The organism is Gordonia jinghuaiqii, assembly GCF_014041935.1.
Taxonomy (GTDB): domain Bacteria; phylum Actinomycetota; class Actinomycetes; order Mycobacteriales; family Mycobacteriaceae; genus Gordonia; species Gordonia jinghuaiqii.
Genome location: NZ_CP059491.1, coordinates 3,156,225 through 3,170,606, shown reverse-complemented (window position 1 = coordinate 3,170,606; position 14,382 = coordinate 3,156,225). Strand labels below are relative to the sequence as shown.

Here is a 14,382-nt window from a genome sequence, read left to right as displayed (position 1 = left end):
AGGGCGCGAGGGATCTTCGGGGTGGGTCTAGGGGGTGTTGATCCAGTCCAGGATCGACTGCGCGGCACGAGGGTCACCGTTGTTGATGCCGATGACCGCGCCGATCGCCGCGCCCACGCCGGCACCCCAGATGCAACCGACGATGACGATGCAGCCGATGATCAGACCGGCGAGTGCGCCGATCGCGGTGGTGACGTTGCCGCCCCGGTTCCAGCCGTTGGTGATGTGCCAGATCATCTTCTGGTAGGCGCGATCCTTCTTGGCCGACGCCGGACGGACGCCCGCTGCGATCGCTGCACGTGCCTCCGGGCTCAGGATCGGGGTGAAGGTCGCCCGGGTCCGGTCGGCGCTCACCGCGGCGCGCATCGGAACGTGGATGCCGTTGAGCGGCAGGGTCAGCGCGACCCGGTCGATGGTGCGCCCGTCGTTGTCGACGACCCGCAGTTCGCGCTCGCCCGCGACGAATGTCGCGTTGCGCAGCTGGGAGGTGATCGAGGTGCCGTCGGCGGACGCGGATGACTGATGGGATGGCGCCGCGGGTGCGGGCGCGCCGTGTGCGGTGCCGAAAGAGATGGTGAGCATCGAGATGGCAAGGCCTGCAATGGTGAGTACCGCTATCCGAAAACGATTCATCGGTCGATCTCCACTTCGTGTGAGGGGATGTCGGCGTGCCCAGGTATGCAGACACCCCCGCAGCTGCAACGCTCAGGGGTGCCTGGTAGGTCTGGTCGGCCTGGTATGTCTGGTTCAGCGCTGTGATTGTCGCATCACGGTCCGGGCGAGGTGGGCAGAACACGATCCGGATCGATCAGTCGGGGTACATCGCCGGTTTCGTGGCCGGCGACGGTGTCGCGGTCTCGACGGCCGCCGGCTCGCAGGATCCGCACGAGCTGCTCACCGCCCTCGGCGACCGAACCGTCGTTGCAGATCACGATGTCGGCCGACCGATGTGGTGCCGGATCAGGACGCGCGAGCCGGGTGGCCACCGCGTCGTGTGACTCTCGCCCTCGCGCCCGCAGCCGGTCTCGCTGCACCGCGTCGGAAACGGTGACCCGTACGACCACCAGCCGGGCGTATCGATTCGCCAGCTCGTCGAGTACTGACCGCGAGACGTTCGCGACCACGGTTCGCCCACTCGTCACCGCGTCGTCGACCTCGACCGGGATGCCGTACCGCAAACCGTGCGCGGCCCAGTGCACGGCGAAGTCACCACGAGCGCAAGCCGAGTCGAACTCGGCCGGGCTGACGGGCCGGTGATCCTCGTCGGCCCCCGGGCCCCGGGTGATCACCCGGCGCGGGAAGAACGCTTCGGAATGCCGGTGCGCATACGCGATCAACGAGTCCTTGCCGACTCCGCTGGCGCCCACTACCGCGACGAACGTGCCGGGCCCGAGCGGTGCGCTCATGTGACGCGAGTGCCCGCGCGGTAGACCCCACGGACCACCGGGACGTCCAGGCCGCGCGGATGACGTGGTGTCGGGGGCATCGTGTGCGAGCGCACCCGGACCAGATCCGCGCGCTTGTGCACCGCGATCTCGCCGCGGTCGTCGAACCCGATGGCCCGCGCGGGGTTGCCGCTGATCAGTTTCGCGCCTTCGACGAGATCGAGTGCTCCGTCGGCGGCGAGCTGGAACACCGCCTGCAGCGGGCTCGCCGGAACGTAGTCGGACGACAATATGTGCAGAAACCCGCGTTCGAGCAGATCGGTGGCCGCCACGTTGCCGGACTGGCTGCCCCCGCGCGCGATGTTCGGCGCGCCCATCACGACCTGGAGGCCGTGATGGGTCGCGCTCTCTGCGGCGGCGATCGTGGTCGGGAACTCGGCGATGTGTACCCCCAGCCCGATCGACTCCTCGACATGTGCGGGTGTCGCGTCGTCGTGTGCGGCGAGCGTGATGCCACGTTCCGTCGCAAGGGTTGCGATCGTCTTCCGGTTCAGGTCGGCATGGCGCTCGGACTGTTCGACGCGCTCGGCGATGTAGCTGTCCATGTCCTCCGGCGAGATCAGCCGCTTGCCACCGTAGTACTTCTTGAACTGCTCGATGTCGGCGAACTGACGCTGGCCGGGCGCATGGTCCATCAGCGAGGCGAGTCGTACGTGTGGGTCGTCCGCGAACTCCTGGAAGGCATCGACGCAGTCGGCGGCCGACACCTCGCAGCGGAGGTGGATCGCATGATCGGCGCGGAGTAGACCTGCGTCGACGGCCTGGGTCACCGCATCGGCGAGGCGGTGGGCGGCGGCCGCGGTGGTGTCCGCCGACTCCGATTCCGAGCCGATGCGTACTGCATCGAGGACGGTGGTGGCGCCGGCCGCGGCCATCTGGGCGTCATGGGCCAGGACCGCGGGAAGCGGATCCCAGAACACACCCGGTCGTGGCGTGAAGTGGAACTCGAGGTGATCGGTGTGCACCTCGACCACGCCGGGCATCAGGTAGTCGCCGTCGACATCCACGCCGGAGGTGGAAGTCGAGCTCTGCGGACTGATGTCCGCGATGACGCCGTCCCGGATCAGCACGCTGCCGTGCAGGATCTGATCGTCGAGGACGATTCGGGCGTTGGTGAGCACCATCTCGCCGCTCATCGTGTGATTCCTTCCTGAGTGCTCGCGCCCTGGAGTCGGGAGTGGAGTGCGAGGATGGGTTCCGCTGATCCCGGAGTCGGGGTGTCGGCGCCGCCCGAGTCATCTGCTTCCGACCGGCGGACGCCGAAGGACATCGGATGAGACGTGTGGAGTCGGAACGGTGAACCGGGTGCTGCCTGGGTCAGCACCGTGAGGACGTCGAGCGGCACGTCCTGGCCGAGGACGTCGTCGAACCATGACCTCAACACGTCGCCGACGACATGGTGCCGATCGTCGGGGATACGGTCGGTGAGCGTGAGGTGGAAGCGGAACTCGTCGAGAACGTAGGGGTAGCCCCATTTGTCGAGCAGATCCCGTTGGCGCGGTGTCAGGGAGTCCGGATCTCGCCGGGTTCGGTCCTCGTCTGTCATCGGCGCGCGGAACGAGTCGAGGCCGGTGACGACCGCGTCGGCCACTGCACGCAGCGCATGGTCATCGGTACCCGGTACCAGTGCGAAGAACGGGCCGAGTCGGCCCAGTCGCAGACGCGGGATCGACACTGTCGGGGTTCGTGCCGCGAGGTCGTCCACCGCAGCGACCAATTCGTCCAGGCTCCGGCCGGGAGCCAGGCGGAATGGCGGTTTGAGCGTCCCGTGGAAACCGTACGAACGGGCGGCCACGGTGATCGCGTCGACCTCGTCGCGGGTCCATCCCGCGGGCATCCGCGCCGGTACCGCTCGGCCGTCGATCGCCCGACCCAACCACTCCTCGGCCCGTTCGCGTAGCAGCGTCGCGAGCGGGTCGGGTGTGGAAGGGGGCGCGGCGAAACCAGGCGCGGCGTACACGGCCGCACGCCAGACCGTCATACGCCGGCTCCGAGGAGATGCGGGGTGAAGGCGGCGACATCGATCACCCGGTCGGCGACGGCCTCCCGGACGTTCGCGTCGTGGAAGATGCCCAGCATTCCCGTTCCGCGAGAGCACTTCTCCCGAACGAGTTCGATCACCACGTCGCGGTTGTGGGCGTCGAGGGAGGCCGTCGGCTCGTCGAGCAGCAACAACGGCAGATCGGGCAGGAACCCGCGAGCGATGTTGACCCGCTGCTGCTCCCCGCCGGAGAAGGTCGCCGGCGGCAGCCCCCACAGTCGCTCGGGGATACTCAGCCGCGTCAGCAGGGTGGCGGCCCGCTCCTCGGCGATCGAGGCCTCGACGCCCCGCTCGAGGAGCGGCTCGGCGACGACCTGGAGGGCAGGCACGCGAGGGACGCAGCGCAGGAACTGGCTGACGTATCCGACCTGGTCCCGTCGTGCGGACAGGATCTCGCGGGGGTCGGTGTCGGCGAGATCCACCGTCCGTCCCTCGCCGTTCAGCACGATCGCGCCGTGGTCCACTCCGTAGTTGCCGTAGACCATCTTCAGGATCGAACTCTTGCCTGCCCCCGATGCGCCGTCGAGGACGACGCACTCGCCGGGGAACACCTGGAACTCGAGCCCGGTCAGAACCGGCAGTTCGACCCCGCCCTGGAGATGCATGACGAAGGTCTTGTCGACGCCCGCGACGTCGAGAATCGGTGTGGGTGTCTGACGTGCAGTGGTGGGGACCATGATCATCCTTGCAGGATCGACGAGACGAGGAGTTGGGTGTAGGCGGCCCGCGGATCGTCGAGAACCCGGTCGGTGAGGCCGGATTCGACGACGTGACCACCCTTCATGACCACCGTCCGGTGTGAGAGCAGCCGGGCGACCGCCAGGTCGTGGGTGACGATCACGACGGCCAATCCGAGGTCGGCGACGAGCCTCCGGAGCAGATCGAGCAGGCGGGCCTGAACCGAGACATCGAGACCGCTGGTCGGTTCGTCCATGAAGACCAGGCGGGGCGCGACGACCAGATTCCGGGCGATCTGCAGGCGCTGGCGCATGCCCCCGGAGAAGTCGACCGGCGCATCGTCGATGCGGTCGATCGGGATCTCCACCCGCTCGAGCCACTGCGCCGCGGTCTGGCGGATCCGCCCGTAGTGCCGATGTCCGGTGGCCATCAACGGTTCGCCGATGTTGCCGCCTGCGCTGACATGCATGCGCAGACCGTCGGCGGGGTTCTGGTGGACGAAACCCCATTCGGTACGCCACAGATGTCGAACCGAACTCTCGCCGAGCGTGGCGAGGTCGACGATGTCACCGTCGGCCAGTCGGTAGTGAATCGTTCCCTCAGACAGGGGAAGCCGCTGCGAGAGCGTGTTGAGCAGCGTCGATTTTCCCGAACCCGACTCGCCGACCACTGCGAGTACCTCGCCCGGCCAGAGGTCGAAGTCGACGTCGCGGCACCCGTACCGCTGCCCGTACCGATGTCCCGCCCCGCGGACACTCAACAGGGGTGCGTCGTTCATGCTCCGACCTCCTCGTCGGTTCGGATGGCGTTGCGTTCGCAGTGGTCGGTGTCGGAGCACACGAACATCGCGGTTCCGGCGTCGTCGGTGATCACCTCGTCGAGGTACACCCCGACGGACCCGCAGATCGCGCAGGGCCGGTCGAAGCGCTGCGGTTCGAACGGGTGGTCCTCGAAGCCGAGACTCTCGACCGAGGTGAACGGCGGGACGGCATAGATCCGCTTCTCGCGTCCCGCGCCGAAGAGCTGCAGGGCGGGGCTCATGTGCATCTTCGGGTTGTCGAAGCTGGGAATCGGGGAGGGCGCCATCAGGTAGCGTCCGTTGACCAGAACCGGATAGTCATAGGTGGTGGCGATGTGCCCCAGTGAGGCGATGTCCTCGTAGAGCTTGACGTACATCAGGCCGTAGTCCTCCAGGGCATGGAGTCGGCTCGTCTCGGTCTCCCTGGGCTCGAGGAATCGCAGCGGTTCCGGGATGGGTACCTGGTAGATGAGGATCTGTCCTGCGGCCAAGGGGGTTTCGGGGATTCGGTGCCGTGTCTGGATCACGGTCGCCTCCTCGGTGACGGTGGTGGTGCCGACCCCGGAGACCTCGGCGAAGAATGCACGGATCGATACCGCGTTGGTGGTGTCGTCGGCGCCCTGGTCGATCACCTTCAGCACGTCCTCACCGCCGAGGACCGCGGCGGTGACTTGGACGCCGCCCGTGCCCCACCCGCGTGGCATCGGTACCTCACGCGAGGCGAACGGCACCTGGAATCCGGGTACCGCAACGGCTTTCAGAAGTGAGCGACGGATCATCCGCTTGGTCTGCTCGTCGAGATAGCCGACGTTGTAGTCGATGGGGGCGAGGGTCATGACGTCTCCGTAGTGAGTTCACGTGTGCGTGCATCGGTGGGATCCTCGACGACGCGGGCCACGCGTCGGCGGAAGTCCTCGTGCAGCTGACGGACGAGGGCGAGCTCGGCCTGGAAGTCGACATAGTGGGGCAGTTTGAGATGCTCGACGAAGCCGGTCGCAGCCACATTGTCGGAGTGACTGATGACGAACTCCTCGTCCTGGGCGGGCGCGACGATGCGTTCGCCGAACTCGTCGGTCCGCAGCGCCCGGTCGACCAGCGACATCGACATGGCCTTGCGTTCGCCTCGTCCGAATGTCAGGCCGTAGCCGCGGGTGAATTGCGCTGGGGTGTCCGAACTTCCGGTGAACTGGTTGATCATCTGGCATTCGGTGACCTCGATACGGCCCATCGGCACCGCGAATCCCAGTTCCGGAGCGAGGAACTCGACCTCGACCTCGCCGACGCGGATCTCACCGGCGAACGGATGCGTCCGTCCGTATCCGCGTTGCGTCGAATAGCCGAGCGACAGCAGGAATCCCTCGTCGCCGCGCGCCAGTGCCTGCAGCCGCCCGGCCCGGGACATCGGGAAAGTGGTGGGATCTCGGGTGATGTCTACGGGCTCGGGATCGAGTGGACCGGGTTCGGCAGGCTCGATGAGGTCGCCGCCCGCGAGCAGATCGGTGACCCGTGGCATGTGGGCGTCCCCGGTGTCCCCGGCCGACTCCGGACCGGCTGTGTCGCGTTCGGTGAACAGTCGGTGGGTGTAGTCGAAGGTGGCCCCGAGCTGCTGCCCGCCGGGCAGGTCCTTGTACGTCGCCGACACTCGTCGCTGCGGTGGCAACGCCCCGGTGTCGACCGGCTCGGAATACCCGAAGCGCGGCAGGGTGGTTCGGTACGACCGGATCAGGGTGATCGCCTCGAGGACGTCGCCCTGGGCCTGGACCAGCGCGCGGCCGGCGAGCTCGGGGTCGTAGAGTGAGCCCTCGGTCATCACTCGAGACACCAGGACGCCGAGCTGTTCGGCGATCTGGCTTGGATCGAGTGCGGGCAGGCCGGTGTCGCCGCGGCCTTCCTTGGCCAGCAGGGCGTGGGCATTGGTGATGGCGCGTTCACCGCCTTTCACCGCTACATACATCAGACCTCCTGTGGGTCGAGTCGGGTGGTACGGGGGAGCCCGGCCACGGTGTCGCCGGCGGCGAACACGATGTCGATGCCGCGCGGGAAAAGCGTGGTGTTGTGATTCCAGAGCGTGGCGAAGTCGCTGAGGGCACTGGGCACCTCGATGATCTGGCTGGTCTCGATCCCGGGTCCGCGTCCGACGAAACGGGTCGAGGATCCCCCGGCGGGGAGTGCGAGGAGCACGGTCGCCGACAGGTGCGGCGCCTCGTCGGTCCCGACTGCCAGGCTGTCGAGCCGGGGTAGGGACTCCGCGTCGGTGGACAGGAGGAACTGGGCCTCGGCGGGGCTGTCGATCACCCGGACACCGGTGTGAAACGTCAGCCAGGTGACGACCGCGGGTGTCGCGGACAGTTCGGGTGCGAGCCAGGCCGTGCAGTCGTCGTCGAGGAGGGTCAGTGCGAGTGCCCCAAGCTCGGGCCCCAGGGGTTGCGGGGCCGCGGAAGCACCGGTGATGGGGAACCTCCTGCCGGGATGGGAGAGGGCATCGAGGACGGCTCGGAACGCCGACTGCGCCTCGCGTGTCGGATCGTCGAAACCGGGTGCGGGCGCGGCGGTCTCGTACGGTGTGGTCGGTCTGGTGGTGGTCATTCGTGCTCCCTGGAGACGTTGAAGAAGTCCACCAGCGTGCTGCGGGCCTCGGCCCGACGCGCTGTGTCGAGGCGCGTCGCTGCCGTCCTCATCGGGTCGATGACCTCGGCGAGGACGCGTGGACGCTGCGCGTCGTCGCAGAGGAGGGCGTCGAAACATGCGGCGGCAAGGGCGTGTTCGCGATTCGTACCCAGGATGTAGGCGGAGCCGACGGCGTCGGCGGTCAGCGGTCCGTCGTGGAGGCGCACCGTCGCGCGGGTCACGGTGGCCTCACCGAGATTGAAGCGGTCGCCGGCAGAATCGATCCGGGCGCGCAGCATCACCAGCCCGGATTGGGGGCCGCGTATATGCTGCACAGCGGGTTTGGGTTCCCAACGTTGCCATGCGGCGTCCACCGCCGCCGCGGGCGCGGACGCGAGGGTGTGCATCCACTTCTGTCGCGGGGTGAGGGTGGGGCCCGCCGCGGTGCCTTCTGTCGTCGCAGTCATCGGTCCTCCGGAGTGTTGAACTGTGAGAAGTCGGGTGAAAGGGTGAGGCTGAATGGTCGATCAAGTTGTCTAGATCATTAGACAACTGGGATGGTAGTCCGGCCCGGGCCACCAATCCGGTGACGAGGCATGGCCGCTCGGCCGCCGGGCGGTGAACATCTCGTGAACCGAACTCGGGCTCGGTGGAGGCGGTACATTCGGCAGCATCATGGTGATGCACAACAGATCTCAGAGCGGCTACTCGACGTGGCGTCTGATCGCCGACGAACTCCGCGGCGAGATCGTCGACGGTGGCCTGTCGCCGGGTACTCGCCTTCCGTCGGAGTCGCAACTCGCCAGTCGTTTCGGGGTCAACCGCAACACTGTGCGGCATGCGGTCGCGGCTCTCGCGGCCGATGATCTCGTCGTCGCGAGGCGCGGCAGTGGGACTTATGTAGCCGAACACACGGTACTGGTGCACCGCATCGGACTGCGTACCCGGTTGAGCGACAGTCTCGGTGAGCGTGCGAAGGGGGCGAGCGCGCGTCTGCTCGAGTCCGAGATCGTGCCGGCTCCGGCGGCAATCGCGACACGTCTGGATCTCGACGATCGTCTCGCACTGCGCATGAAGATCGTGCGGACGGTTGACGGACGTCCGATCTCGTTGAGTACCAGCTGGTTCGACGCCGACCGTGTGCCGGGACTGGCCGACCGTTTTGTCGCGGCGGGATCGCTGACACGGGCGCTGCGTGACGGAGGGGTCGAGGACTACGTCCGCGGCGCGACCACCATCGCCGCCCGTCATGCGACCACGAGCGAGGTGGCCGAACTCGAATTGCTGGAGGGCGCGGTGGTTCTCGCCGTCGAGGGATTCGATGTCCTGCCCGACGGTACGCCGCTGCAGCTGGGTATCACCCGTTTCCCCGCGGATCGGGTCGAACTCGACGTCGACCCCGGGCGGTGAGGCGCACCGCCCGGGATTCGCTCTGGTGGAACCCGGTCGGGTCGGTATGTGACCGTTCAGCGGAACACCCGGCGTAGCCAGGCAGCCACACCCTCCACGGTGAGTACGGTGACGACCATCATCACGACGAGGGTGGTCACCTGCCCGTGCATCGACGACAACGTCGAGGCGCTCATGAGGTAGAAGCCGATGCCGCTGCCACCGACGATGCCGAGGATGGTGGCGGATCGGATGTTCGAGTCCACCAGATACAGCGTGTTGCCGATCAGGGACGGCAACGCCCGTGGCCATGTGGCGGCCAGATAGCGCTGCCCGCGCGCGGCACCGGTCGCGGTGAGTGCGCGCTCGGGACCGGGGGACACCTCTTCGCAGGAGTCGGCGATCAGCTTGCCCAGCAGCCCGATTCCGCCGACGGCGAGTGCGACCACACCAGCTTGGTTGCCGAGCCCGGTGATCATGATCAGGAAGATCGCGAGGACGAGTTCGGGGATACCGCGAAAGACCACGAGCAGTACCCGGAATGTGCCGCGCACAACCGGATTGGGGGCGATGTTGCGGGCGGCGAACGATCCGATCACGAGCGAGACGACCAATGACAGCAGCGCGGCGGCGAATGCGACCTGTACGGTCACCAGCAGCGCTTCGGCGAACTCGCCGAAGGTGTGCGACCCGGTGCTCGGTGGCCAGAAGCTCTGGATGGACGGCCACAAGTAGGCCCAGTTGATGTCGGCGAAGTCGATGTCGGCCAACCAGTAACTGGCGATCACCAGCGCGAGGGCACCGATCGTCCAGGCGGTGTTGCGGATGCGGCGTGCTGTCCACGGCTGTCGGGCCATGGAGTCCACGGTGGCCGCGATGGTCGGCGGAGTCTCGGTTCGCGCACTGCGCCCACGCCCACGCCACCGCGAGACGAGTCGAACCGCGCGATCACCGAGCCGGCGTCCGCGGGGCTCGACGCCGAGCAGGTTGCGGCGGATCGTGGACGAGATGATCTCGCACACCACGCACAGCACGAAGATGACTGCCGCGATACCGAGCCCTCGTCCATAGCCTTGTGGGAACTGCTCGAACGCGATCTTCATCGCGTACCCCAGACCGCCGACGCCCGCGTAGCCGAGGATGGCAGATCCGCGCAGGTTGATGTCGAACCGGTGCAGGATCGTGGCGATCCACGACGGCAGCACCTGAGGGAACACTCCCGACCAGAACTCCTGTGCGCGACTGCCTCCGGCGGCACGGATCGCCAGCCGGGGGCCGTCGTCGATCTGTTCGATCGCGTCGGCGAACAGCTTTGAGATCATCCCGATCGAGTGGATGCCGATGGCGAGCACGCCGGGCAACGGACTGCCCAGCACGAAGGCCAGCGAGAATGCCAGCGCGAGAACCACATCGGGCACCGCTCTGGTGAGCACTCCGATCGTCCTGCCCAACCAGCGCAGCGTGGTGGACGGGGTGGTGTTCGATGCGGACACCCAGGCCACCGGAACCGAGACGACGGCGGCCACCACCGTGCCGAGGATGACGATGCCCAGTGTCAGACCGATGAGATAGGTGAGCTCACTCCATGCAGGCAGGCTGATCGGGTCCATCAGCGAGAACACCTTCTGGGCGTTGTCGATGCTGGACACGATGTTGGCCAACGAGAAGTCAAGTGTGGTCAGCGAATAGACACCGAACGCAAGCATTCCGAGGATGACGGTCGTGCCTGCGGTGCGTCCGGTCCGGCGTGATGACCTCGGGACGGACTGCTCCGGTTCGGATGGAGCGGTCTCGAGGGAGATCACCATGTGCCGCTCCGGATGCGGAGATCGTGCTCGCCGGTTTCTGCACCCACCTGCCGGTAGATCGCCATGGCCCGGTCACGGGAGAGTTCGGCGGTCGGGGTGTCCAGTACGACCTCCCCGGCACGCAGTCCGACCACCCGGTCGGCCCATTCGAGCGCGAGGTCGACCTGATGCAGGCTGCAGACCACGGTCAGTCCCCGGTCTGCGGCGATCTCGCGGATGAGTGCCATCACCTGTGCGCTGGACTCGGGATCGAGACTCGCGACCGGTTCGTCGGCGAGCAGTATCTCGGGATCCTGCATCAGGGCGCGGGCGATTGCCACGCGCTGCTGCTGGCCGCCGGACAGCTGGTCGGCGCGTTCATATGCCTTGTGCAGCAGGCCGACCCGATCGAGGTGTTCCAGTGCGGTGACGCGTAGAGGTCTGGGGTAGGTCCACAGCCCGAGGCGCGGACCACGGAGCTGGGCCAATGCGCCGGTGAGTACGTTCTCCAGGACGGTCAGCGGGCCCACCAGTTCGAACTGCTGGAAGATCATCCCGATCCGTCCTCGCAACGCGCGCAACTGCTTCGGGGTGCTGCCGCCGAGTGTTCGACCGAGTACCGAAACGCTGCCCGCCGTGGGGGAATCGAGACCGTCGAGGTGCCGGAGCAGGGTTGACTTCCCGGACCCGGACAGTCCGAGCAACACGACGATCTCACCACGTGTGACCGTGAGGTTGATGTCGTGCAGGGCGCGGTTCGCGCCGAAGTCCTTGCAGACCCCGGTCACCTCGATGAGAGGTGCGACCTTGGTCGGGATGGTGAGGGGTGAGATCGTCGTGTTGATCATGGCAGTGGGCCTCCGTCGGGCAGGGTCAGGACGCGCACTTCGCGGCGGCGATGTTCGTGCAGAGGTCGCTGATCGGGGTGAAGTACTCCTTGTCGACCTCCAGTACACCGAAGTAGCTGGACGTGAAACCGTCGGTCAGGGGCACACCCGACTCTGCGATGGCCTCCACCGTGGCACTGCGCAGGGCGTCGGTGACCTTCGTCTTGGCCTCCGCGGGCAGCGTCGACGAGACGGTGAACGGTCCGCCCGGTACGTACTCCCGGCCGATGACCTTGACCTGGCCCTTCTCGACGGCCTCCGCGGCCACGACGTCCTCGGCGAAGCCCACCTCGCACTGACTGGAGGCCACGGCCTGGGTCGCCTTGTCGTGGCTGCCGGCGAAGAACGGGGTGAAGTCGGCGAAGGTCGGGCGGCCGTTGGCATCGGCTCCTGTCGATGTCACATCGAGACCGGCCTTGGACAGGGCATTGAGACCGAAAAGGAACCCCGACGTCGAGTTCGGGTCGACGAAGCAGATCGACTTGCCCTTCGCCTCGGCGAGTGAGCTGATGGTGGAGTCCGTCGCGACGATGGCTTCCGAGAAGTACCCCGCATCCTCCGCATCCGGTGAGATCAGGCTTGCGGCGACCGGCTCGATCTCGGCGCCCTTGTTGGTGGCCATCACGTACTGGAGGCCACCCATGACGCCGATGTCGGCCTTGCCGGCGACGAGCGCCGCGATCAACGCGGTGTAGTCGCTGGTGGGGTAGTACTCGACGTCGTAACCGGTGGTCTCGGCCAGGTAGTTCTGCAGTGGTTTCCAGTTCGCGTCGGAGCCGGCTTTGTCAGGGACGGAGGCAAAGACGAGAGTGTCCGCGGATTTGGCCCAGCCGGTGGAAGCCGAACCGGTCGAGGAACAACCGGTCAGTGCGGCGGCCGAGAGTGTGCCGGCGACGGCGACGGACAGCAGGGTTTTGATGCTGGGGGCGCGCATGAGGGGCCTTTCGAGGCAATGGATGGCCACGACCAGGACGGTCGGGGTAACCGTGTGCTCGGAAACCGGTTCTCGCCGAACACAATCGATTGCTTCGCGAGCACGCCCCTCAGGGTTCGTTTGTTATGTGAACGGTTGTCGACCGAGGCCTGTCATCGGGATGAAGGCACCCGGAACATGTCTAGGTATGTAGACAGGTTGTGTTCAGGCGTCGGCGGTCTCGTTCCGCGACGAGCGGGACGCGAACTTACCGTTCTCGAACAGCAGCGGGTAGAGAAGGCCGCCGATGAGGCCACCGACCAGGGGCGCGACCCAGAACGCCCAGAGCTGGCCGGGTGCGCCGTTGCCGTTGAAGAAGGCGACCGCGGTCGACCGTGCCGGGTTGACGGAAGTGTTGCTGATCGGGATGGAGATCAGGTGGATGAGTGTGAGGCACAGGCCGATGGCGAGCGGACCGAACCCCGCCGGCGCGCGCCCGTCGGTCGCGCCGAGTACGACCATGAGGAAGAAGGCGGTGAGCAGGATCTCCGCGATGAGGACCGACACGAGCGAGTAGTCACTCGGGGAGTGTTCGCCGAAACCGTTGGCGGCCATGTTGCCCTCGGCGACGAAATCGGGCCGTCCCTTGGCAATGAGGAACAGCATCAGGCCCGCGGCCAGACCGCCCACCACCTGTGAGATCCAGTACCCGGGTAGTTCCTTCCAGGCGAAGCGGCCGCTGATCGCCGCCCCTAGAGTGATCGCCGGGTTGAAATGTCCACCGGACACGTGGCCCACCGCGTAGGCCATGGTGACCACCGTCAGACCGAACGCCAGTGAGACGCCGAGGAAACCGATGCCGACCTGGAAGGTGTTCTGGCCGTCGTCGGACTGGGCGATCTGTTTGGCGGCGAAGATGGCGCTGCCGCAACCGCCGAAGACCAACCAGAAGGTGCCGAAGAACTCGGCCGCGAGTCGTGCGGCAGGCGACGGGGATGTCATGGAGAACCTCTCGCTCGGTGTGCTGGCGGCGCACGCGCGCGCCTTCCGGCCTCGGTTGCGTCACACAGTAACGCCGAAGGGGCCCAGCATGAAGCGGTATGGCGAATATTCTGCAGGCTGATGAAGAAGTGCTGCAGGGCTGTTGTCACCTGCCGAAGGTGGTGTCCATCTCCCAGAAGAGGACCTCCGCACCGTTCTCCGTGGTAACGGAGAACTCTGCGCTGTCGGTAGTCCGGACCGCATCGCCCTCGGACAGGATGGTGCCGTCGGCGAGGGTGATCTTGCCCTTCGCCGTGTAGGGGTGTCCGAACGGTGCTGCCGGCGTATTCCGGTGCGACCCACATCTGCACCACCCGCAGTGTCTGGTCTTCCCGACGCGTCGACGCATTGACCTCGGTGTGCGTGATTCCGCGACCCGCGGACATGCGCTGGACGACGCCCGGTGTGATCAGTCCGGAATGTCCGGACGAATCACGATGTCGTACCGCACCGTCCAATACCCAGGTCACGATCTCGGCGTCTCGATGGAAATGTGCGTCGAATCCTTCACCGGCATCAACCCGATCGTCGTTGTGTACCAACAGCACTCCGTGGGCGTTGGCAGCGAGGTCGAAGTTCCCGGTTGCCGGGAATGACTGTCGTGAGTCGAGCCATTCGCTGCGCCACACGTGGCGATCGTCCGATCGGATGATCTGCCGGGTCGGTGCTTTCGTCGCCATCGTATTCTCCGCTCTACGAACCCCGCCGCATCAACCGGCGGGCAGCAGTGGCTATTCCGAGTCGCTGACACTGCACAACACCGCACCCCCGAGTGCGAGGTGATGGAGGCTCACG

Annotated in this window: 15 protein-coding genes and 1 pseudogene; 1 reads left to right on the top strand and 15 read right to left on the bottom strand. The window is 66.7% G+C overall.

All coding sequences use genetic code 11. The annotated features are described in order from the left end of the window. Positions 1 to 27: 27 nt before the first annotated feature. From H1R19_RS14070 to phnG, 10 genes are all read right to left on the bottom strand, one after another. A complete protein-coding gene (locus tag H1R19_RS14070) occupies positions 28 to 633 on the bottom strand; it encodes a DUF8020 domain-containing protein (RefSeq protein ID WP_188327921.1) in 606 nt (201 codons plus the stop codon). A gap of 134 nt (positions 634 to 767) precedes the next feature. Further along, the gene (phnN, locus tag H1R19_RS14065) at positions 768 to 1,406 is read right to left on the bottom strand and encodes a phosphonate metabolism protein/1,5-bisphosphokinase (PRPP-forming) PhnN (RefSeq protein ID WP_219849350.1); all 639 of its coding nucleotides are present in this window, start codon (positions 1,404 to 1,406) and stop codon (positions 768 to 770) included. Then, positions 1,403 to 2,581, bottom strand: a complete 1,179-nt coding sequence (locus H1R19_RS14060; RefSeq protein WP_219849349.1) for an alpha-D-ribose 1-methylphosphonate 5-triphosphate diphosphatase — start codon at positions 2,579 to 2,581, stop codon at positions 1,403 to 1,405. Before H1R19_RS14060 ends, phnN begins: the two co-directional genes overlap by 4 nt. Further along, positions 2,578 to 3,426, bottom strand: a complete 849-nt coding sequence (locus H1R19_RS14055; RefSeq protein WP_219849348.1) for a DUF1045 domain-containing protein — start codon at positions 3,424 to 3,426, stop codon at positions 2,578 to 2,580. The genes H1R19_RS14060 and H1R19_RS14055 overlap by 4 nt, the downstream gene beginning before the upstream one ends. Continuing rightward, positions 3,423 to 4,163 (bottom strand): phosphonate C-P lyase system protein PhnL, encoded by a 741-nt coding sequence (gene phnL / locus H1R19_RS14050; RefSeq protein ID WP_244970708.1) that lies wholly within the window; start codon positions 4,161 to 4,163, stop codon positions 3,423 to 3,425. The genes H1R19_RS14055 and phnL overlap by 4 nt, the downstream gene beginning before the upstream one ends. Before the next feature lie 2 nt (positions 4,164 to 4,165). Next, positions 4,166 to 4,942: a phosphonate C-P lyase system protein PhnK gene (gene phnK / locus H1R19_RS14045; protein WP_188327926.1), complete on the bottom strand. Its 777-nt coding sequence runs from the start codon at positions 4,940 to 4,942 to the stop codon at positions 4,166 to 4,168. After that, entirely contained in the window at positions 4,939 to 5,799 is an 861-nt protein-coding gene (locus tag H1R19_RS14040) for an alpha-D-ribose 1-methylphosphonate 5-phosphate C-P-lyase PhnJ (protein ID WP_188327927.1), read from the bottom strand. The genes phnK and H1R19_RS14040 overlap by 4 nt, the downstream gene beginning before the upstream one ends. Beyond that, entirely contained in the window at positions 5,796 to 6,917 is a 1,122-nt protein-coding gene (locus H1R19_RS14035; RefSeq protein WP_219849346.1) for a carbon-phosphorus lyase complex subunit, read from the bottom strand. The genes H1R19_RS14040 and H1R19_RS14035 overlap by 4 nt, the downstream gene beginning before the upstream one ends. Then, positions 6,917 to 7,549, bottom strand: coding sequence for a phosphonate C-P lyase system protein PhnH (phnH, locus tag H1R19_RS14030; RefSeq protein ID WP_219849345.1), 633 nt, complete (start codon positions 7,547 to 7,549; stop codon positions 6,917 to 6,919). The genes H1R19_RS14035 and phnH overlap by 1 nt, the downstream gene beginning before the upstream one ends. After that, on the bottom strand, positions 7,546 to 8,037 hold the full coding sequence (gene phnG / locus H1R19_RS14025; RefSeq protein WP_219849344.1) for a phosphonate C-P lyase system protein PhnG: 492 nt from the start codon (positions 8,035 to 8,037) through the stop codon (positions 7,546 to 7,548). The genes phnH and phnG overlap by 4 nt, the downstream gene beginning before the upstream one ends. Positions 8,038 to 8,251: 214 nt before the next feature. Between phnG and phnF the strand changes: the two genes are divergently transcribed. Further along, positions 8,252 to 8,980 (top strand): phosphonate metabolism transcriptional regulator PhnF, encoded by a 729-nt coding sequence (gene phnF / locus H1R19_RS14020; RefSeq protein WP_223204594.1) that lies wholly within the window; start codon positions 8,252 to 8,254, stop codon positions 8,978 to 8,980. A 56-nt stretch (positions 8,981 to 9,036) separates the two neighbouring features. On the opposite strand, the gene H1R19_RS14015 is transcribed toward phnF, so the two are convergent. The 5 genes and pseudogenes from H1R19_RS14015 to H1R19_RS13995 form a co-directional block, all read right to left on the bottom strand. Next, entirely contained in the window at positions 9,037 to 10,767 is a 1,731-nt protein-coding gene (locus H1R19_RS14015; protein ID WP_188327932.1) for a PhnE/PtxC family ABC transporter permease, read from the bottom strand. Beyond that, positions 10,761 to 11,594: a phosphonate ABC transporter ATP-binding protein gene (gene phnC / locus H1R19_RS14010; RefSeq protein ID WP_219849343.1), complete on the bottom strand. Its 834-nt coding sequence runs from the start codon at positions 11,592 to 11,594 to the stop codon at positions 10,761 to 10,763. Before phnC ends, H1R19_RS14015 begins: the two co-directional genes overlap by 7 nt. Positions 11,595 to 11,619: 25 nt before the next feature. Then, complete coding sequence (locus H1R19_RS14005; protein WP_188327934.1) at positions 11,620 to 12,567, bottom strand: phosphate/phosphite/phosphonate ABC transporter substrate-binding protein; 948 nt, start codon at positions 12,565 to 12,567, stop codon at positions 11,620 to 11,622. A 204-nt stretch (positions 12,568 to 12,771) separates the two neighbouring features. Next, positions 12,772 to 13,548 carry an aquaporin Z gene (gene aqpZ, locus H1R19_RS14000; protein ID WP_188327935.1) on the bottom strand — a complete coding sequence of 259 codons (777 nt, stop codon included), beginning with the start codon at positions 13,546 to 13,548 and terminating at the stop codon, positions 12,772 to 12,774. A 145-nt stretch (positions 13,549 to 13,693) separates the two neighbouring features. Continuing rightward, positions 13,694 to 14,267 (bottom strand): annotated as a pseudogene (locus H1R19_RS13995) (pirin family protein). Between the last annotated feature and the right edge of the window lie 115 nt (positions 14,268 to 14,382).

Bases quoted from the DNA above. Each gene is read 5' to 3' on its own strand.
- H1R19_RS14055 (WP_219849348.1), bottom strand. From the start codon at position 3,426: ATGACGGTCTGGCGTGCGGCCGTGTACGCCGCGCCTGGTTTCGCCGCG.
- phnC (WP_219849343.1), bottom strand. From the start codon at position 11,594: ATGATCAACACGACGATCTCACCCCTCACCATCCCGACCAAGGTCGCA.
- H1R19_RS14070 (WP_188327921.1), bottom strand. From the start codon at position 633: ATGAATCGTTTTCGGATAGCGGTACTCACCATTGCAGGCCTTGCCATC.
- H1R19_RS14060 (WP_219849349.1), bottom strand. From the start codon at position 2,581: ATGAGCGGCGAGATGGTGCTCACCAACGCCCGAATCGTCCTCGACGAT.
- phnK (WP_188327926.1), bottom strand. From the start codon at position 4,942: ATGAACGACGCACCCCTGTTGAGTGTCCGCGGGGCGGGACATCGGTAC.
- H1R19_RS14005 (WP_188327934.1), bottom strand. From the start codon at position 12,567: ATGCGCGCCCCCAGCATCAAAACCCTGCTGTCCGTCGCCGTCGCCGGC.
- H1R19_RS14035 (WP_219849346.1), bottom strand. From the start codon at position 6,917: ATGTATGTAGCGGTGAAAGGCGGTGAACGCGCCATCACCAATGCCCAC.
- phnL (WP_244970708.1), bottom strand. From the start codon at position 4,163: ATGGTCCCCACCACTGCACGTCAGACACCCACACCGATTCTCGACGTC.
- phnG (WP_219849344.1), bottom strand. From the start codon at position 8,037: ATGACTGCGACGACAGAAGGCACCGCGGCGGGCCCCACCCTCACCCCG.
- phnF (WP_223204594.1), top strand. From the start codon at position 8,252: ATGCACAACAGATCTCAGAGCGGCTACTCGACGTGGCGTCTGATCGCC.
- aqpZ (WP_188327935.1), bottom strand. From the start codon at position 13,548: ATGACATCCCCGTCGCCTGCCGCACGACTCGCGGCCGAGTTCTTCGGC.
- H1R19_RS14040 (WP_188327927.1), bottom strand. From the start codon at position 5,799: ATGACCCTCGCCCCCATCGACTACAACGTCGGCTATCTCGACGAGCAG.
- phnN (WP_219849350.1), bottom strand. From the start codon at position 1,406: ATGAGCGCACCGCTCGGGCCCGGCACGTTCGTCGCGGTAGTGGGCGCC.
- H1R19_RS14015 (WP_188327932.1), bottom strand. From the start codon at position 10,767: ATGGTGATCTCCCTCGAGACCGCTCCATCCGAACCGGAGCAGTCCGTC.
- phnH (WP_219849345.1), bottom strand. From the start codon at position 7,549: ATGACCACCACCAGACCGACCACACCGTACGAGACCGCCGCGCCCGCA.